The sequence below is a fragment of the Legionella impletisoli genome (assembly GCF_900639875.1).
Classification (GTDB): Bacteria; Pseudomonadota; Gammaproteobacteria; order Legionellales; family Legionellaceae; genus Legionella_A; species Legionella_A impletisoli.
The window spans coordinates 413,758-432,657 of the sequence record NZ_CAAAIA010000001.1 but is presented as its reverse complement, the minus strand read 5'-3'; the positions used below and the strand labels follow the sequence as shown (position 1 = coordinate 432,657).

The following is an 18,900-nucleotide window of genomic DNA, read 5'->3' as shown; positions in this document are numbered from 1 at the left end:
CTTATTACGTTGAGAATTTGACACAAATATAGCCATAATGTATGCTCCATATAACGAATACAACGGATTTTTTTATGTCTCGAATGCTTGTGTTGTTGATTTGTATTGTTTCATTTTTCGGCAACATTGAAGCGTCTACCCCAAACACCCAAGCATGTAAACCAGACTTATGCGTTGCAGTGGTTGATGCAGGAAGCACTGGAACCAGATTACACATCTATTCCTTTGAGCGCAACGAAAATAACTTGCCGATAAATATCCAAGAAATATGGTCTAAAAAGATACGACCAGGCTTTGCAACCTTAGAACCCAGCCAAGATACGGTTAATGCCTATTTACATATTTTATTTTCTGATGCCCCGGCTTCCAATTTACCTGTTTATTTTTATGCCACAGCTGGCATGCGACTTTTGTCAGGTCCTAAACAAGATACTTATTACAACGCATTAAAACAATGGTTTAAGCACCATCCCCAGTGGAGGCTGGTTGATTCAAAAACGATTACTGGGCGTGAAGAGGGATTATTTGGTTGGTTGTCGGTTAATTACCAACTTAAAACGTTGCAAGAGAATAAGCCCGAAGCCTATGTTAGTGTAATGGATATGGGGGGTGCCTCGGTTCAAATCGTTTTCCCTGTAAAAAATACAGAAAATATCAACCCTGACGATTTAGTTGAAGTCGATGTGTATGGCCAAAAAACAAAGCTTTTTGTCCATAGCTTTTTAGGGCTAGGTCAAACGGTGTTTGCCTACCAGTTTTTAGATGAGAAAAGTTGTTTTGCGGATAATTATAAACTTCCAAGTGGGGTATCCGGTCAAGGCGATGCCCAGGAATGCCAAGCTGATGTTTCTAAACTGATCAATGAGGTTCATCAAGTAAGCACTAAAGTTCAACCAGCGCTCGCTGAAAACCAGGCCGAAAAATGGTACGTATTAGGTGGAATTAAATTTCTCTTAGAGGATAAACCCTTTCATTTCGAAGGAGATAAATTTAATAGCGAAGAGTTACTGGAGCAAGGAAACATAGAAGTTTGTAACAAATCATGGCAAGAATTAACAACCCAGAATCCTCATCATGAATTCTTATATAATTACTGCCTACTTCCATCCTATTATTATGCATTAATCGTTAACGGCTATGGGTTAAACGCCGAAGAGCCGATATACATGCTTCCCGGACAAAATAGCGCAGATTGGACCTTAGGCGTGGTCTTGCATCAACACTAAACATAAGTATATACTTCACGCACTCACTGCCGTTGTAGCTCAGCTGGTAGAGCAATTGATTCGTAATCAATAGGTCGGAGGTTCGACTCCTCTCAACGGCACCAGTAGCAGCAAGAGTTTTCGGGTCTTTCCCATTTACGGGGGCACTATCTCACGAGCATAGCACTCTAACTCTTATTCTATAAAAAACGTTCCCCTAAACGTTCTTTTTTGCTTTGCACTAATCAGTTTAAATTGATAAGTTTATAAGCCTTAAATCTAGTTCATGACTATTAGTTTATCGGGCCTTCCCAAGTGAGAATAATGCATAGTATCTGAAAATCGACACTCTCTTATAAACAATGTAACTAATTCCTCATATTTTTTTCCACTTGCTTCCGCTAATGTTCTAAATACAATTTCAAACCAATTTGGATTTTTATCATACATAATATTAATTTGGGCTTTTATCAAAATATCTTGTGATTGATTTTCATTAATAAGATTTTTAATTTCAAAATAATTTAATATATCCTGAACGTACATACTTCTCATTATGTCTGATACTATGTCTCTCCAGAGCGTGAATGTGGAATGTTTTTCCTTATCAATTGCTAGATAAAAATCTATCCAATGAAGAAATTTACTAATAAATATAGCCGAGTGATCTGCACTAATAGGTAATAAAGTAGCAAGAACAGAATGGGCGCCAGTTGAAATTAATCCATTTGCAACGCTAGTGTTTGATCCATCAATCGGATGAGTGCTACATGCGCTTAAAAGAAATATGGGCGGTATTCTAAAATCAGCTTTTAAGTTCCATACGTTAACCTTGTCATCACCAACATTTAGCCAAGCTTCCTTTTTATGCCCTCCATGGTTACCGTGGCAATCAATAATTACGATTTTTCCAGTAAAATTTCTTAATGCCTCGATAAATTCATTTTCAGATTTTACGTCAACAATATTTATATTAAGAAATCTTAACATTCCATTATTTTTTCTGGAGTGTATTGCTTGTTCAAGAAAATATTTTATTGGATCATCGGCTTCAAAAGATCTTATGACTAATACATTTTGTAAGGAAGAAGGGGGTATAATTAAATTATGTAGGTTACAAATTTGGTGAATTAAAAGATCCCCTGGTGATGAATTAATTCTACAGATATTATGACTGATATTCAGTGGAATTACTCCAGATAAGGTAAGCCATTCTAATGGATAGTCAGATACAATTATTCCATTATTACCAGAATTATTTATAGAATTAATCATTGAATTATCTAATTTATTTTTCCAACCCTCTACTAGTTCCGAATAAACTCTATTCACTTTAACTTTATTTAATTGCTGTTGTTTAGTTAATGAAACTAAACAATCATATTTACTATGGCTAAGATTTAAGCTGTTTGGCAGCCTATAAGTGGGTGAAAAATTCTCAGTAGATAATATCGATAATAATGAAGTAAATAGAAACAAATCATTTGAAATAATTGAGCTGAGTTTAAATATTGCAAAATCATTTAAAATACCTTCATCTTCTGTTTTTAATTCTGTTACATATTCAGATCTTTTTATTGTTCTCTCATAAAATTTCTTTACTTCTACTCCATAATAGTCCTGTATCATTTTTAAAAACTCTTTATCTCTATATAAAGAAGAATTTAATGATGGAACTGCGAGGATAAAGTGATTTTTCGAGTATTTAGTATCATTCTCTTTTTTTATATCAATAATAAAATTCGCTGAGCTGGCTATATATTTCTGATATTTTTCCTTCATATTTGGAAGGATATAGAATTTTCTCTTAGAGTATATACCTTGGGAAATTAGGGCAGTTCTGTTTGGGTTTGTAATATTATGATAGTAATGGACTATATTTTTAAGGAAACTAATATCTTTAACTTGTTGTTTAGGGATAGATATTTTTGGATCTTTATTTGTATCTTTATTGTTGTTTAAATATGTTGCTATTCTATATAGCTCATTTCTAAATTTATTTTTTTTAATTTTATTTATATTAATTGCGTGGCTATTGGGTTTGGTTGTTATATGAATAGGCTTGGGTTTAATATTTTTTATAAAAGCACTTACTGCTTCATAAGTATTTGAAGTTGATAAAAAACATAAAAAAGGAAAACCTTCAAATTTATTCATTTGTTCTTCAGGATTTAATTCACAAACAAATATGCAGGTATCTCCTCTATACAAACGGTAATTAATATTATTAGATGTGCTTTCCAGTAGGTCATTAATATCATTTGGCAGTTCTGATACAAGCTGTAATAGTGGGTATAGCTCATTTGAACAATTAAATCCGCTGAGAGAAGTTACTAAATTACCGTTGTCTTGGCTTAGAGGAACTATGTAGATAATACTAGAAGGATTAAATGAAAAAACCCATTCGTAATTTTTTTCATACAAGCTCATAAATATTTATGTCCCTGCATCCCTATATCCTTATTTATAAGTTTAGTAAAAATTTATGAGCAGGTTTGGTATTAGTGCTATCTTTGATTAATTTTGTTATAGATTAATCAAACGCAAAAGCCTGCGTAGCCTGGGAGTAGGCCAGAGGCCGTATCCCAGGTTTTCATACACCAATCATTCATTCTCCGAATTCTCCTTGGACATCATCATATCCCCAGTTTTCTTTTAATACGCCATTTTGGACATACGAGAAAAACTGGAATGAGGCCATTCTTTAGCTGAAGATAGATTTCTCAAAGCAAGAGAAAAAAAATAAGTGCCGCCAGGTGTAATATCTCTACGAAAATAAACCACGATTATTTATGAAGTTGGATTTTCTATGGATGGAATTTTATAGTGGTTTATTGAAATTTGAAAGAAAGGGAAAACCTGGGATACGGGCAAAGCCCTACTCCCAGGCTACGCTTGCTTGTCAATTAGACTCAAATATTTATTTATCAAATTCTCGACAGTGATTATAGAAAAGCCTGGACAATAACGAGGGTATTCCCGATCTAAGCCATAGGAACGTTTTTCTAAAAGCTCTAAGTCATATTCAATCATGTCCTCGATATTAAATTTATCGCTATACTTTTCTTCACTATGAACTCCGTGGCCCCCATCATAAAGCAACCCATTAGGTAACCGTATAAGAACATGCCAGCATTCATCAGAATTTTTAAGCATAATAAACACGATATGTACTTTTTGAGTAAATTTCATATTCCATAGCCTGAAAAAAGCATTGGCAAATGGACCACATGGACCTGAATTAATAGCTGGTTCACCAAAATTATCACCAGCTATTTTAACGTATCCATAGAGTTTGTTGATTTCATCAGACAGTTCACCAAGATAAGTATCGAGGATATTTTTATTCATATACTACATTCTCAATAATTCTTTTTTGCATAAGCGCCTCTGGGCTATTTTTATCTGTTATTTGGCACAATTCGAAAGTAGCCTTCCATAAAGCCCAGGCTTTTGCACGAAGCCAAGTGCTTTCATCTAAGTCCATCTCTTGGAAAAAGATGTCACGCGCTTTTCCATTAAGAAAAGTCCAGGCAATCACAAGATCACACGCAGGATCACCTAAAGCCATACCACCAAAATCGATAATAGCGGATAGTTCGTTCTCTTTAAGCAGCATATTACTGATTGCAAAATCGCCGTGAATCCATACAGGGGATTTATTCCATTTTGTTTTGCAAGCTTGTTCCCACAGCTTTATCGCTTTAGTTTCATCGATAATAGTTGATAGTTCTGAAATTTGTTCTCGAGCGCCTTTATCGTAAACACTGACATGATCGCCTCGCCACCAATTATGCTGGCCTGGAGCTAGTCCCTCAACATTGTTGATGCCTTGCAGCTCTTTTAAAAACCTTGCTAAATCAGATGCAAGCTTTTCTAGACAGTCATCATCCAAAACAAGAAGGTTAATACTCCTTCCGTCTAACCATTTATAAATGGAGAATGGATATGGATAACCTTGTGAGGCAGCACCCATTTTGATTGGAGCAGGAATACTGATGGTTAAGTAAGGTGCTAGCTTCGGTAACAGAGCTTGTTCTTTAGGCACTTTCAAAGCATACGATTCCGCCGTTGGCATGCGAATTAACATTTCTGTTCCTAGGCGGTATGTACGATTATCGTGCCCTTGTTTTTCAACCGATGTAATGGGTAAATGAGCATATTCTGGAAATTGCTCGGCTATGAGCTTACGTGCGAGATCAGGGGTGATGTTAAATGATTCATCGATAGGCTCAAATTGTCTAATCAATAAATGATGCGGTTTACCAGCGCCAGAAACATCACCGGACATTACAAAGTCAGCAACATGCTCAAAGCCTGCTTTCATGTAGACATTTTTGGCTCTAGGGTTATCGCTAGCAGGGTCGATTATAAATGTATCTGCTGATGCGTCGAATTCTTTCCTGAAAAAATCAAGAAATGCTGTTAATGTTTTGGCGCCGCAGCCTTTGCCAAAATAATTTTTATTCCCAATCATATAATCGATACCGTAAGTACGACCTGTTTTTGAAAGGTAATGTAATTTAATGTCATCCATGTGATCCTCTGCTGTTTCTTCAATCGTCATCAGCATTGCAAAGGGTTGACCATCACAGCTTGCTATCCAATAAACATACTTGCCATCACAATAATTCGAAGGCTCTTTTCTGCCATTAACAAAATTTAAAATATCGTCTTTATGACCTTGCGTATTATCCCAAAACTCCTGAACAAAAGGCTCAGCAAGCCAACTAAAGATAATATCAATATGTTGAAGGCTTATTTTTTCAAAACTTAGTGTCATAGCTGATCCCTTAAATAAATTCTTTGGATCATGCCATCCATCAAGGGCTGTTCATTTGTTAGATAGAATTTGTTGAAGGACAAGCCAAGTGGTATGCCTTCACCTAAAGTTTGAGGAATGATTGTGAGAATTATTTCATCGATTAGCCCGACTTCAGCAAAGCTTTTTGCAAGATTAGCGCTGCCAAGTAGCCAGATATCTTTATTATTATTGTTTTCTCTTATCTTCTGTATGAATTGGTTTGGACTATCTTTTGTAATTGTAATACAAGGGATCGGTGCTTCTAAATCTTGTTTGCTAAAAACGTAAGTTTGTTTATCAGTCCATCCCCAATTGCCAAAACCTATAATTTGCTTAAAACCACGTCTTCCCATCAAAATTATGTCGATACGCTGCATCAATTTTTTATAACCAACGATTTCCAAATCGTGATCGTCTTTGGGGGGTGGTAACCAATCAACATCGCCGGTTTTATCTGCTATAAAACCATCCTGGGAAGTGGCAATATATAGGATGATTTTGCTCATAGTATCAGTCTTTTTTTAACAGTTAATGGTCTCTTTCGCGTTTTTATGATACTACAAAACTCCATGGCTCAGTGGGCATCCAAAAACGATTTGTATTCTGTATTAGTTATAACATATGATATGCATCAGTCCTCGGACAATTCCTCTCCTTATTCTTAGTAGATAGGTGATGAATCCAGGGGTTTTTAGTTATTTTCATGAATATGATGATAAAATTTCTACGACGCCCGATATTGACTATTTTTTAATCAAAATTAAGCTTGACAAGAATTTTAGATATTCGCTATAATTCAGATACATAGTCTTTGTACCTGAACCGGCACCGGATGGTGTACCTCTCTGGAGCTCTCTAGAGTAGGGTACATAAGACGACCTACTTAAAATCCCATATATTTTTTATCTTCCCATTTCTTCTAAGCACATCTAACCAGCGGCTGGAATCTTTGCGTGTTTCGCTATAACTTCTTGCTATTGCTCCTACAACCATATCTGCCATTTGAATAAGATTATCTTTTTTTGAGTCGATAAATTTAAACTTTTTAATTTTATGTTCCCCAATAGATTTTCGTAGATAGGTATTTAAGGCATTTTTAAACTCCTTATCCCCACTACCATCTATTTTTATAGATGCATCCTGCAATACATCGTCGTCATATTTCATTAAAGTTTTTACAAAATAATTATAAAAATAATCAGTATCATTTCTGAGCATCTGACTATAGATTTTGCTCTTATCAACAACCAATGCCCTCACTTCAAAATCATATTGGCATACTTCATCAAAAAACTTATCTTTAATCGATGGATGCGTTTTACTAAATTTAAATTCTGGGTTGACTCGGAGGGTCTGGCGTAGTGCGGTAATAGATTTGCTCACATTTTCTGCTTGAGTAAAATCTTTAAAAATAATCATTCCCACAATAAAATAGGGGGTGGAACCTTTAGTTAATTTAAATCCTGGGCAACCGCTTTCATCAATTAATACTAACAAATTAAATCCTTACATAAAAAACCATGTTTATGACTGTTATTCTACAACAGCCTGCGTAGCCTGGGAGTAGGCCAGAGGCCATATCCCAGGTTTTCATTCACCAATCACTCATTCTCCAAACTCTCCTTGACTACCCTCATGCCCCCCAATTTTCTTGTAATATCCCTTTCTGGACATAACGAGAAAAACTGGAATGAGGCCATTCTTTAGCTGAAGCTACATAACCATGTTTAACGGGGTTAAAGTGGATATAATCGATATGTGTTTGAAAATCTAATTCATCACGTATTCGGTGCTCCCAAAAACGGCGCTGCCATAGATGATACTCTCCTCGTTGGTCTTTTATCATCGTTAGACCTTCTTTGATTAAACTTTTTGTAAAATATGATTTGATCTGATGCCAGCGTAAAGAGTAATTAAAATCATTCTCTGGTAGTTTCCATACTGCATGCAAATGATCAGGCAATACGACTATAGCCTCTGTACTAAAGGGATGTTTTTGTTTTACTTTTCGATAAGCGTCACCCAACAACTCAATATAGTTGATTAATAATTGCGATTTCCGATTTCTCAAAGCAAGAGTAAAAAAATAAGTGCCGCCAGGTGTAATATCTCTACGAAAATTAACCACGATTATTTATGAAGTTGGATTTTCTATGGATGGAATTTTATAGTGGTTTATTGAAATTTGAAAGAAAGGGAAAACCTGGGATACGGGCAAAGCCCTACTCCCAGGCTACGCTTGCTTAAAGAAAGGATGGAGTCCTGAGCAAATTTCAGGAAGGATGAAATATCAGAAGCTTACGATATATGTCTGTCCAGAAACCATTTACCAATATGTATATAAATCAAAAAATAAAGAGCTTTATCATTGTTTACCTTATAAACAACCTAAAAGACACAAACGTTATTCGAGAAAGCAGCATCAATGTCGTTTTGGTGGCGATATACGCTTAATTACTGAAAGGCCTGCTGATATTAATACAAGGACACGTTTTGGTCATTGGGAAGGAGATACTATTCAATTTATGGGTAACAAAAAGCAAGTAATTACAACGCTGGTCGAGCGTAAATCAAGAATGGTTTTTCTTATTAAGAATAACAGCAAACACTCCCAAGGTGTTATGGAAAAGATAGGCAATAAATTTGAAGACTTACCCCAACAGATGCTTAAATCAATAACCTTCGATCAAGGCGTTGAATTTGCTGCGTATAGGCATCTGGAAGATAAAACAAAGTGCCATGTCTACTACTGCGAAACTCACTCTCCCTGGCAAAAAGGAAGTAATGAAAATATGAATGGCCGATTAAGACGATATTTACCAAAAACAACTATAATTGATAATGTAACACAAACAGAGCTTGATTCATTAGCTGATAAAATGAACCTATGCCCAAGAAAATGTTTAGGGTTTAAAATGCCTAAGGAAGTGTTTATACAGCAACATAAAAATGACTGTCGCACTTGGAGCTAGAATGCGCTTTGATAAAATCAACATAAGTGCTTGATTTTATTGGTGAGCCAACTAGGACTCGAACCTAGGGCCAACGGATTATGAGTTTAACCTTCACCAACTAGCTCCCACTCTATTTATCAAATGTCCCATTTATCCCATCATTGTTTTTAAAACTGGGGACGCCTATAATCCATTAATAGTAAGGCTGCCCAGTTGTCCCAAGCGTCCCATCATTTAAACAAGATGTAAAAAGTATTTGGGTTGAGAAGTTAAAAATATGTTATAATTAAAATTATGAAAACATTATCAGAAACAAATCCTTATCTACAGGATAAGGAGCTTGCTAAGCGCTTAAATGAACGATCTACTCGGACCTCTTGCGGGGTTGAGGGTATTGTTGTTAACGACAGACCCTTATCAATAAAAATTGATCATTCTCGATCAAACTCCGTGTATGCCAAGATGAAAAAAAGGCTGCAATCAAGCTAGGACGCATTTAATATTTTTGCAAAAACTTGTTTGATTGGTTGGTAATTTCCATCAAAACCAGCATGTATTGCTTCAATGTATCGATTAAATCCATCCGTATTTTCTGTTTTATCAATAGGCTCAAAATTTAATTGTGGGAATCCCGCCTGCATTGCCATTAAGTTTGCGAGCAGTCGGGATACTCTGCCGTTACCCTCTCTAAAGGGGTGAATAATGATCAATTCAACATGCACAATACCCAATGCGTATGTCAGTTCATCGCCATTAAATTTACAAGGAGTGTATTGATTTAAAAATTTAGTCTCTAATTCCTGAATTAATTTATCTATTAAAAAAGATGCTGCAAATTGAAAACCACCTTTACTCATGTTTACAGTTCTATATTGCCCTGCAAATGGATAAATATCAGCAAGCCAAAGCTCATGGATTTGTTGAATATCCAAGGCTGTAAACTGATGGTCAGGGCCATATAGCCCTGGTAATTCATTTCCGACTCTTTCTAATTCCTTTCCTTCAATTTGTTCAATTGTCTCTTTATCCTTAATGCCTAACAAATTTCTTAAAACTTCATTGTTGGAGCCAGGTTCATAATCTTCATTCTCAGGTACAGAATATCGGTTTTTATCATCCATATAAATTGTCCAATTCAGCTTGTAGTAAGGCTCAATAGTGTATCAGATTAATTTGGACCGCAGTGCGGTCCAAATTGGAGAGGATAAATGAGCACAGAATGATTAAGGAATTTTTTCAGTCATACCTTTTCCATGGGTTGTATTTCAATAACATCAGCGGACTTCACGACACCTACACACTTCAAAATATAATTTGTAATGAGTTGCATCGGTTTTCTTAACCGTTCGACATCAACAATAATGTAACCAGCGGTCACGTCATTCGTCATTTTATGATTCATTAAGCGTTTTAAAGCATAAGCGGGTATATCAAGGCTTTCTGCAATGGTGATAAACGTTCGCCGTAAGTCATGGACAGTAAATTCAATGCCTGTCGCTTTGGTAACCTGCGCCATTTGTTTTCTTGGCTCAATAATATGACCTGCGGCACCTGTGCCGGGAAAGACATAGTCGTTGATTCTATTTTCTTTTCTTGCAATCAGCAAATCGCATAGAAAATCAGATAGGGGCAAGGTATGTGTTTCATGGTTTTTAGTTTGAAGGATATGGATTGTTTTGCCCTCTAAGTCGACCTGTTGCCATTTTAATGTAGCTGCTTCCTGTCTCCTTAAGCCTGTGAATATAATTAACAGCAAGTAATCGCGCAGTATGTGATTTTCAAGATTGTTTACAGCTGAATACCAATTCGCTAACTCATGCGGTTTGATGTAACTTTTTCGCCGTTCAATGCGATACCATGAGCGGGTTTGTGATAAACGGCGGACATATGTATCGACTGCAGGGCATAACAAAACAATTTTTTGGAAATTGAGTAAAGAATTCTTATCTACAGGGGCGAAGCAATGTATATAGAAAAAATAAGTATATACCTGGGTAGTTTATTCATTTTTGGAATATTGCATGCGATGCCGCCAGTTGAAGTGATTCAATCCTGTAAAAACAATAATCCAGCAAATAAATCCGTCATCATGACGGAGATTGAGGGGATTGGTTATAATAAAGATTCAGAACCTAATTGCAAAAATCAGTTTGACACGGAAATTGATGGTAAGTTCTATGGTTCTGTAACATGCGATGATAAACCTTATTTAATTATTGCGGATCATAAGGTGGAATTGGAATCAGCTAATAATTATTCAACTAACCCGGCTATAAAACCAACGACTGCAATTGCTCAGGTTGCGGGATGGTGGAAAATAATCGACTCAAAGAAACACTCATATATTTGTATAGAATCTCCATTATCTAACACCGGCACCGCATCAAATGCTTATCAATATTTTATCGTTGAAAATCCCTTCAATCTAAAAAAATCAAATTATGACGTATCTTTCTATTTTTTTGAGAAAACGAACAGCCAGCGTAGTTGCTATGGTTGATAACAATTTTTGATGGGACAAGTGGTACAACCGGGACAGCCTTGTAACGAAAGGGCTAAAAACGTCCCATAATAAAAATATTCTGTGGTACAACCGGGAAAAAGTTAATCGTTATCAGACCAAATCTTACTAGTGAATACATACACCGTGGAATTCCAATGCATTTGATTCTAAGTTTTTGAGATGCATTGCCATCTTTGGCAGGCTCAATCTAGCCGGCATTTAGCGAGTAGCCTGGGTGAAACGAAGTGGAACCCGGGGTATCACATAATGGAATATTCAATTTTCTTTCAGGATTATTGGAATTTCACTGGGACATAAGGGACAAGTGGGACACTCGCACTGCTTATGGGCTATATACCAGTAATAGTAAGGTTGCCCATGTTATCCCATGCGTCCCATCGATTTTATTTGGGTGGTTTTCTTTCCAATTGCTGGCCGCTAAGACAAATTCATTTGGTATCCTGTTTTTCTCTTTGCGATTATCGGGAGATTGTATCTTGCTTATTTGCATTTTTGGCCGTAATCTTTGTTCTATAAATCCTTCTAGTTATATTTGATTACAGGAGTATTTTCATGATGAAATTTAAGTTTTTTTTGCTTCAAGCTTTATTGAGTTCAAGTTTGGCATGTGCTGGAGTGATGGGAGATAAGCCCGAAACTGAAACACCTAATAGGTTATTTTTTGCAGGTCTTGGCGGTAGTTATAATTCAGTTAAATTGGATCAATATTTTAATCCACTTATCGGAACTACCAATATATATAACGGGGGAACATTAGTTGCTTTTGGTACAGCAAATGGCCCTGCTGTTCCTTTTCATACAACGCAAACTACTTTTGCCCCTGAAGCGCAATTAGGATATTTGCAAAGCTTCTCTAATCAAGATTGGTTATGGGGTATTAAATTAGCTTATAACTACTTATCCATAACAATGACAGACTCAGACCTTGTTTCTCCACAACTTGGTACACTCACAGCTGTAACAGGAGCAGGCACTGGCTTTACAGGGCGTGCGACCATAAGCTCTATACAGACACGCATAGAGCATGAATTTGATTTGATGGGAATAATTCAGCACTCTTTTAAAAACATCCATGCGTATTTAGGATTGGGTCCAACCACCTTTGGAACTCGAACCAATATCTATAATGTAACAGGTTTTGCTGATATTGATGGCACTCATGTAGATGTTTCGGGTACCCCTGTTAATTTTGCTAGCACAAAATGGGTTTGGGGGGGTGTTGTAGAATTAGGGATGACCTATTTTTTTAACCCTACTTGGTTTTTAGATATCAATTATCGCTATGCTCTGTCCCCACATAATAAAACCAATTACACCTCCGCATTTGCCGGTACATTGGCTAATGGTTATACTAAATCAGGTACTCTTTTTGGTACAACAAACCAGTATATAACTGTACAAGGGTTAACTTTTACAATAAACAAGGTCTTTGATTTTGTTTGAAATTTTATTATGAAGCAAATAGGTTGGGCTAAACGAAGTGTGGCCCAACAAAGCATGGGAGTCTGGGAGGATGAGGGCAAAGGCTGTGTCCTAGGTTTTCTATTTGCTTTTAAGCTTCAATAAACGACAATAAAATTCCATTCATAGGAAATCCAACTTCTTACAGAGACGCGCCAGGAGACATTTATTTTTTACCCTTGCTGGCAAAAAACACATAAACCAATTAACTTAAACCATCCATCAATGACGTGAACTTCATAAGCAATGAATAAAGCAACTAACTACTCTGCTCGTTTTCTATTAAGAAAGTAAATTCATCCGATCAGCCATTAGTCATGAACTTGATTTATAAGCTACACATTAATGAGTGGCTTCATGGTGATGGTTTAAAAATACCATCGAAGATCTAGACCGCTTTGTAAAAGAAAGAGAAGTGTGGGCAAATCATTGGCTTGCATTAGATGATCATATTCCGTTTGCATACTTATTATGAAATAGAAGACGCTTATTAATTATTCTCGATCAAACTCAGTGTATGCCAAGATGAAACTCAAAATTATCTAATCTACAATAAACAAAAATCAATTAAGATCAAAAAAATGAATAAAGGATTATTATTATGTATAAAAAAATTAAATTTGAACATCGTATTGTAATGATCGGTTTTGGAACGGTTGGCCAAGCCACTATTCCGTTGCTTTTTAATCATTTAGACATTCAACCCCATCAAATTCAAATCATCACCAAAGATGATCCTGGTAATGCAATCGTTGAACGTTATGGTATTTCCTTAATTTTAAACGTGATCACCAAAGAAAACTATCTTGAAGTGCTTGCCGCAAATCTTAAACCTAAAGATGTATTGCTCAATTTGTCCGTCGGCATATCGAGCGTTGAGCTCATAAAATATTGCCAACAAAATGAGGTTCTTTATTTGGATTTATGCACCGAGCCTTGGGCAGGATTTTACGATAATGAGAATTTGGCGCCTAAACAGCGCACCAATTATGCTTTACGCGAAGCAGTATTGAAGTTAAAAAACGGACCCAGCACTACAGCTTTGGTGACACATGGAGCCAACCCAGGTTTGGTATCGCATTTTGTAAAGCAAGCTTTAATCAATATTGCCAAAGACAGTGGCCAAGAACTCCATGCACCCACATCATCACAAGAATGGGCAAGTTTAGCAAAGTCTTTAAACATCAAAGCCATCCATATTGCGGAAAATGACACTCAAAATATTTTAAGATACAGACAAGCCCAAGAGTTTATTAATACTTGGTCTGTGGGAGGATTTATTGGTGAAGGCTTACAGCCAGCGGAGTTGGGGTGGGGTACGCATGAGCGGCATTGGCCAGAAGATGCAGAGGGATATGATTATGGGGAAAAATGCTCGATTTACTTGAATCGTCCCGGAGCGAGCGTAAAAGTACGCACTTGGACTCCAAGCCGAGGTCCTTTTCATGGATTTTTAATTACCCATTCAGAAGCGATTTCAATTGCCGATTATTTAAGCTACAAAGAGAATAATCGTGTCATTTATCGACCGACCGTACATTATGCTTATCAACCATGCCCATTAGCGAGATTATCTTTATTGGAACTAGCCGGCAATGAATGGCAAATACAATCGAAACATCAGATCATCATAGATGAAATTGTCGATGGCAGCGATGAATTAGGAGTGTTGTTAATGGGGCATCAACGAGGAGCTTATTGGTTTGGCTCAACGCTATCCATCCAAGAAGTTCGTAAGATAGCCGATTATAACAATGCCACTACCCTGCAGGTGGTTGCAGGTACAATCGCGGGATTACTCTGGGTGATTGAGCACCCTAAAGCTGGGTTGGTGGAGCCCGAAGACATTGATTTTCAATATGTATTAACAATAGCGAAAGATTATTTAGGACAATTAAGTGGCCATTATACCGATTGGACACCGCTGACTAATCGTGAGCGATTATTTACTGAGGAAGTGGATCATAGCGATCCTTGGCAATTTAAGAATATAAGGGTTACTTAAATAAGATGCCAACTTACGCTCAAACAAAAATAATTCTACCAAGCCTACTCGCCAGAACTTTAAAATGCCAACCTATTTTCATTTTTGGAAAAATGAATTATTTTCGATCATGCGTTTCATATGTTACTTTGTTTTAATACCGAAGCCGAATCTAATCCAAATTTTTATGGTTCAGTTATGAAGCATGCTAATCGTATTTCAAGTGGAATTTATAATGCCTTGTTTCATTTAGAAAAGTCAGTTGATATTGTCATAGTTGGAAAAGGTGAGCTTCTAAGCATCCATTGATATTAACATAAGAGGTAAGAAAAACTTATTCAAACCTATTGGTTTAAATTTGTGGCTTTAAGGACTAAAATAATGAAAAAAATAGGGATAATGATTCTATACGCTGTGATGTTTTTTCTCGGGCAGGCATCCTTTGCAGGTACGGGGAATTTATTTGAAGTCACCAGCAGCGGTACACCAGCAACGTTAGATATAATACTTTGTTTGAATGGCAGGGGGCCTTTGAGCTGTCAAAATTACACAGTAACCCGCCGCACGTTAAGCATTCGTACCATCGCCCCCAATCATATATATCCTGCAGTTGGTATTAAGGTAAAAACCCCTGGATTTTCATTGACTGGATGTACATTTATTGCGAATGGCTTCTGTATTTTTTCAGCGAGTAACACCTCTTTTGCAACAGTGACTGTGACGTCTTTAGAGACGGAAGCAACATTAACTGAAATTAATCCACCATCTGGCTCGGCCGCAGGCGGTACCGGAGTTATCTTAACGGGAACTGGATTATCGGGAACAACTGGTGTGACTTTTGGTGGAACAGCAGCAATCGGTGTCAATGTCGTGAACTCCACTACGGTGACTGCTGTCACTCCTGCTCATGCAGCGGGCGTTGTAGACGTCGTCATTACTACCACGAATGGAGATTCTACACTTGCAAATGGTTATACCTACCTGCCGACAGCAGTTGGGCAATCTTCCAATGGAGGCACTATTGCTTGTCTTGGGGCTGTAATTCCAAATCTAAATCTGATTGCATCCATTGCCGATAACAGCACAGGCATTCAATGGGGAGGTAATGGTGTGATCACGAATGCGCAAAGCACTACCAACGGCGCTGCCAATACCACGACGATCATTGCTACGGTTGGCAATAATGGTGGTATCCCTTATGCAGCCCAACTATGTAATAACTTCGAAGTGGATTCACGAGGCAATACCCCTTGTCAGGCAGGAAACATATGCTATAACGACTGGTTTTTGCCAGCCAAAGATCAACTCAACTGTTTATTTATTAATAAAGATTTAATTGGTGGGTTTTCTATGGGGGATTACTGGAGTTCCACAGAGTTTTTTCCTGAGGGTTCTGAGTTCAACGCTTGGTCCCAATCCTTCAATAATGGGAGTGTGGGTGGTAATTCTAAGAACGACACCTGGCGAGTAAGGTGCGTCAGGGCTTTTACCCCTTAAGTCCTTTTGCCACTTTTATAAGTCAGCAATATGGATGCTGCTTATCGAATTGACGTAAATAAAAAGAAAGATGATATCTTAGAAAATTATTTTCATTTAATTTCGGCCGTTTGGATGATACAGTTGACTTGAATATCGCCTGGCTTCAACATGGAATTAAGCATGGGAAAATTCTTTTATAAACTATTTATTTTGATGTGTCTTTTAATTTCTAGCTGCGATTTACCGAAAGATCCGAAACAAACCTTAGAAAAAGTTAAAAAAAATCATATTTTAAGAATAGGGGCAATTTACAATCCTCCCTGGGTTAACAATAATGAGACTGGTATTGAGCTCTTACTTTTAAATCAGTTTGCAAAAGAGCTCAATGCCCAACCAAAACTTTTTTATTTGCCTGAATCTCTTGCCATGAAAGCGCTTATAGAACACCAAGTAGATGTAGTGATTGGTGGTATTAATGAAAACACGCCATGGAAAAAAGAAATCGGCTTAACTCGACCTTATTATAAAGAAATTTATTATATAGGCCGACCAGAAAAATCTTCCAAAAAATCTCTAATCGCCATTACACCTGCTAACTGGATAAAAAAATATCTCGATACAGAAAATTACCAAATTATTGAAACAATCAGTCCTTTTTCAACTGGATTGCCTGTAGCAGCTCCACAATGGGAGCTGGAAAATCATCATTATCAATTAATTACCAAGCTCCATAAAGTGAATCATGTGATCGGAGTTCCGAGAGGGGAGAATCAATTTTTGATAACGCTTGAAAAATACCTTAAAAATCAAAAAAAACAAATTAAGCATGGTTTGAGAAAAATAAAAGATGAAGCTAACTCCTCAATATGAATTTACTGATGAACAAACCCATTATTTGCACAAGGCACGAAAACTAGCCTGGATGACTATTGTATATCTTACTTCCGTAGCATTTCTAACATACTTAGTAATGGGAAGTTCTCAAACCATGAAAACGGTATGGCTTGATGATGTGTTGAGCATGATACCTTCCATATCGTTTTTAATCAGTAGTTATATTTGTTGGAAAAAACCAAATCGTACTTATCCTTATGGATACCATCGTGCCATTTCAATTTCTTTTCTTTGCGCTTCTTTAGCCTTGTTCGTTATGGGGGGCTATTTATTGCTCGATGGTTTTTGGGTATTAATCAATAAAGATTACCCGACCATTGGTTTATTTAATATTTGGGGATATGAAATTTGGCTGGGCTGGCTCATGATTTTAGTTTTGTTATATGGCGTTCTCCCTCCTATTTTCTTAGGAAAAGCAAAATTAAAAATTGCCCCGGTACTTTATGATAAGGTGCTTTATACAGATGCCAAAATGAATCGTGCCGATTGGCTTACCGCCTTTGTTGCGATTATAGGTATATTGGGCATAGCTTATGGGCTGTGGTGGAGCGATGCAGTAGCTGCGATGATTGTTTCTATGAGTATTTTACGTGACGGGATAAAACAAACTTTTGAAGCCGTTACTCTTCTAATGGATAAAGCTCCTTGTGATTTAGAAGGAAAAGAATTAAATTTGCCTCAAAAAGTAATCAAATTATTAGAAGATTTTTCATGGATCAAGAAAGCTGAGGTTAGATTTCGAGAACAAGGGCATTTAATTTTTGGGGAAGGATTTCTCTATACGACTGATGGTACAATTACGGATAAACAAATTAAAAAGGCAACTGAAGCAGTTATGGAACTCGATTGGCGATTAAAGAATTTTGTTTTAACCGTAGTTGAGGACTGAATTCGCTGAATATAATGCTAATCCAATTCCAAGAGCCTGTTTGTATTCACCATGTTGATTTTGTTTTGTAAAATCAACAAATTTACTCTCTAGCATCGCGGTGAAATCTTCAGTGCCAGAGCTAATTAAAAATAAAGGATTGGACCGGTGCAAGGTAAATTTATTGCAATTACAAAACAAGACTCCTCAGTAATTGTTCATTCTTTTGGGAACTTCCTGGACTCAAGCAGAGCATGGATTTATTGATATCTTGGATTTACCGTTTCTTAATATGTTTAGGATTAAGTTCTATGTTGCACGCTGCTAAAGCCGTTCCATACACAATGTTACTTACAGATAAAGATGGTAATTCTTATTTTAAGACCGCTTCAGAAGAATTAAATCCTGACAAAGTGGGTTTAACCACACGCATGATCCCAGTGAACAATGTATTTTTTGGTGAGGGGCCTGGTAAAGAACAAGATTGGCATAACCCATCTCAAAGATTATTTATCATTGTTTTATCTGGGGTTATGCAAATTGAGACAAGTAGTGGTGAAACAAAAAATTTTAGATCAGGCGAGATAGTGTTACTGGAAGATTTAACTGGCAAAGGCCATAAGACACGGAATCTCAATGAACAACCAGTAAGTTATCTGGCACTTCCACTAAAATAAATGTATTTCTGGTTTTAAGGCAAACCCTAAGTACTCTTGATCCTCGAGAA

Annotated in this window: 16 protein-coding genes, 2 tRNA genes and 2 pseudogenes; 11 read left to right on the top strand and 9 right to left on the bottom strand. The window is 36.7% G+C overall.

From position 1 onward, the window contains the following. The first annotated feature begins 74 nt into the window (after window positions 1-74). Window positions 75-1,226, top strand: a complete 1,152-nt coding sequence (locus E1O41_RS02015) for an acetate and sugar kinases/Hsc70/actin family protein (protein ID WP_131775627.1) — start codon at window positions 75-77, stop codon at window positions 1,224-1,226. A 28-nt stretch (window positions 1,227-1,254) separates the two neighbouring features. Continuing rightward, a tRNA-Thr gene (locus E1O41_RS02010) sits at window positions 1,255-1,330 on the top strand. A gap of 154 nt (window positions 1,331-1,484) precedes the next feature. Here E1O41_RS02010 and E1O41_RS02005 read toward each other — a convergent pair. The 6 genes from E1O41_RS02005 to E1O41_RS01980 all read right to left on the bottom strand — a co-directional run bounded on the left by E1O41_RS02005 (window position 1,485) and on the right by E1O41_RS01980 (window position 8,137). Further along, window positions 1,485-3,635 (bottom strand): hypothetical protein, encoded by a 2,151-nt coding sequence (locus E1O41_RS02005; protein ID WP_131775626.1) that lies wholly within the window; start codon window positions 3,633-3,635, stop codon window positions 1,485-1,487. 459 nt (window positions 3,636-4,094) lie between these two features. Then, window positions 4,095-4,556, bottom strand: coding sequence for a hypothetical protein (locus E1O41_RS02000; RefSeq protein ID WP_131775625.1), 462 nt, complete (start codon window positions 4,554-4,556; stop codon window positions 4,095-4,097). Further along, window positions 4,549-5,988, bottom strand: coding sequence for a GNAT family N-acetyltransferase (locus tag E1O41_RS01995; RefSeq protein WP_229669299.1), 1,440 nt, complete (start codon window positions 5,986-5,988; stop codon window positions 4,549-4,551). The genes E1O41_RS02000 and E1O41_RS01995 overlap by 8 nt, the downstream gene beginning before the upstream one ends. Then, complete coding sequence (locus tag E1O41_RS01990; RefSeq protein WP_131775624.1) at window positions 5,985-6,515, bottom strand: dihydrofolate reductase family protein; 531 nt, start codon at window positions 6,513-6,515, stop codon at window positions 5,985-5,987. Before E1O41_RS01990 ends, E1O41_RS01995 begins: the two co-directional genes overlap by 4 nt. Before the next feature lie 373 nt (window positions 6,516-6,888). Continuing rightward, on the bottom strand, window positions 6,889-7,506 hold the full coding sequence (locus tag E1O41_RS01985) for a DUF3800 domain-containing protein (protein ID WP_131775623.1): 618 nt from the start codon (window positions 7,504-7,506) through the stop codon (window positions 6,889-6,891). A 136-nt stretch (window positions 7,507-7,642) separates the two neighbouring features. Then, the gene (locus E1O41_RS01980; RefSeq protein ID WP_131775622.1) at window positions 7,643-8,137 is read right to left on the bottom strand and encodes an REP-associated tyrosine transposase; all 495 of its coding nucleotides are present in this window, start codon (window positions 8,135-8,137) and stop codon (window positions 7,643-7,645) included. A 115-nt stretch (window positions 8,138-8,252) separates the two neighbouring features. Here E1O41_RS01980 and E1O41_RS01975 point away from each other — a divergent pair. Next, window positions 8,253-8,981, top strand: a pseudogene (locus E1O41_RS01975) (IS30 family transposase); the annotation flags it as partial. Between the two features lie 40 nt (window positions 8,982-9,021). Here E1O41_RS01975 and E1O41_RS11695 read toward each other — a convergent pair. The 3 genes and pseudogenes from E1O41_RS11695 to E1O41_RS01960 all read right to left on the bottom strand — a co-directional run. Next, window positions 9,022-9,088, bottom strand: a tRNA-OTHER gene (locus tag E1O41_RS11695). A gap of 360 nt (window positions 9,089-9,448) precedes the next feature. After that, on the bottom strand, window positions 9,449-10,084 hold the full coding sequence (locus E1O41_RS01965; RefSeq protein ID WP_131775620.1) for a Fic/DOC family protein: 636 nt from the start codon (window positions 10,082-10,084) through the stop codon (window positions 9,449-9,451). A 119-nt stretch (window positions 10,085-10,203) separates the two neighbouring features. Further along, window positions 10,204-10,860, bottom strand: a pseudogene (locus tag E1O41_RS01960) (tyrosine-type recombinase/integrase); the annotation flags it as partial. Window positions 10,861-10,926: 66 nt separating this feature from the next. On the opposite strand from E1O41_RS01960, the gene E1O41_RS01955 reads away from it, so the two are divergent. From E1O41_RS01955 to E1O41_RS01925, 8 genes are all read left to right on the top strand, one after another. Next, window positions 10,927-11,463 (top strand): hypothetical protein, encoded by a 537-nt coding sequence (locus tag E1O41_RS01955; protein ID WP_229669297.1) that lies wholly within the window; start codon window positions 10,927-10,929, stop codon window positions 11,461-11,463. A gap of 576 nt (window positions 11,464-12,039) precedes the next feature. Beyond that, window positions 12,040-12,930 (top strand): hypothetical protein, encoded by an 891-nt coding sequence (locus E1O41_RS01950; protein ID WP_131775618.1) that lies wholly within the window; start codon window positions 12,040-12,042, stop codon window positions 12,928-12,930. 619 nt (window positions 12,931-13,549) lie between these two features. Beyond that, window positions 13,550-14,953, top strand: coding sequence for a homospermidine synthase (locus tag E1O41_RS01945; RefSeq protein ID WP_131775617.1), 1,404 nt, complete (start codon window positions 13,550-13,552; stop codon window positions 14,951-14,953). A gap of 120 nt (window positions 14,954-15,073) precedes the next feature. Continuing rightward, window positions 15,074-15,241: a hypothetical protein gene (locus E1O41_RS11690; RefSeq protein ID WP_165481071.1), complete on the top strand. Its 168-nt coding sequence runs from the start codon at window positions 15,074-15,076 to the stop codon at window positions 15,239-15,241. A 72-nt stretch (window positions 15,242-15,313) separates the two neighbouring features. Further along, window positions 15,314-16,429: an Lcl C-terminal domain-containing protein gene (locus E1O41_RS01940; protein ID WP_131775616.1), complete on the top strand. Its 1,116-nt coding sequence runs from the start codon at window positions 15,314-15,316 to the stop codon at window positions 16,427-16,429. A gap of 162 nt (window positions 16,430-16,591) precedes the next feature. Continuing rightward, complete coding sequence (locus tag E1O41_RS01935; protein WP_165481070.1) at window positions 16,592-17,281, top strand: transporter substrate-binding domain-containing protein; 690 nt, start codon at window positions 16,592-16,594, stop codon at window positions 17,279-17,281. After that, window positions 17,259-18,194, top strand: a complete 936-nt coding sequence (locus E1O41_RS01930; protein WP_131775614.1) for a cation diffusion facilitator family transporter — start codon at window positions 17,259-17,261, stop codon at window positions 18,192-18,194. The genes E1O41_RS01935 and E1O41_RS01930 overlap by 23 nt, the downstream gene beginning before the upstream one ends. Window positions 18,195-18,484: 290 nt before the next feature. Then, the gene (locus tag E1O41_RS01925) at window positions 18,485-18,850 is read left to right on the top strand and encodes a cupin domain-containing protein (RefSeq protein ID WP_165481068.1); all 366 of its coding nucleotides are present in this window, start codon (window positions 18,485-18,487) and stop codon (window positions 18,848-18,850) included. Window positions 18,851-18,900 lie beyond the last annotated feature (50 nt).

Coding starts and splice junctions, on each gene's coding strand:
- E1O41_RS02000 (WP_131775625.1), bottom strand. CDS start 4,556: ATGAATAAAAATATCCTCGATACTTATCTTGGTGAACTGTCTGATGAA.
- E1O41_RS01990 (WP_131775624.1), bottom strand. CDS start 6,515: ATGAGCAAAATCATCCTATATATTGCCACTTCCCAGGATGGTTTTATA.
- E1O41_RS01950 (WP_131775618.1), top strand. CDS start 12,040: ATGATGAAATTTAAGTTTTTTTTGCTTCAAGCTTTATTGAGTTCAAGT.
- E1O41_RS01935 (WP_165481070.1), top strand. CDS start 16,592: ATGGGAAAATTCTTTTATAAACTATTTATTTTGATGTGTCTTTTAATT.
- E1O41_RS01940 (WP_131775616.1), top strand. CDS start 15,314: ATGAAAAAAATAGGGATAATGATTCTATACGCTGTGATGTTTTTTCTC.
- E1O41_RS01930 (WP_131775614.1), top strand. CDS start 17,259: ATGAAGCTAACTCCTCAATATGAATTTACTGATGAACAAACCCATTAT.
- E1O41_RS01925 (WP_165481068.1), top strand. CDS start 18,485: ATGTTGCACGCTGCTAAAGCCGTTCCATACACAATGTTACTTACAGAT.
- E1O41_RS01995 (WP_229669299.1), bottom strand. CDS start 5,988: ATGACACTAAGTTTTGAAAAAATAAGCCTTCAACATATTGATATTATC.
- E1O41_RS01965 (WP_131775620.1), bottom strand. CDS start 10,084: ATGGATGATAAAAACCGATATTCTGTACCTGAGAATGAAGATTATGAA.
- E1O41_RS11690 (WP_165481071.1), top strand. CDS start 15,074: ATGTTACTTTGTTTTAATACCGAAGCCGAATCTAATCCAAATTTTTAT.
- E1O41_RS02015 (WP_131775627.1), top strand. CDS start 75: ATGTCTCGAATGCTTGTGTTGTTGATTTGTATTGTTTCATTTTTCGGC.
- E1O41_RS01955 (WP_229669297.1), top strand. CDS start 10,927: ATGTATATAGAAAAAATAAGTATATACCTGGGTAGTTTATTCATTTTT.
- E1O41_RS02005 (WP_131775626.1), bottom strand. CDS start 3,635: ATGAGCTTGTATGAAAAAAATTACGAATGGGTTTTTTCATTTAATCCT.
- E1O41_RS01945 (WP_131775617.1), top strand. CDS start 13,550: ATGTATAAAAAAATTAAATTTGAACATCGTATTGTAATGATCGGTTTT.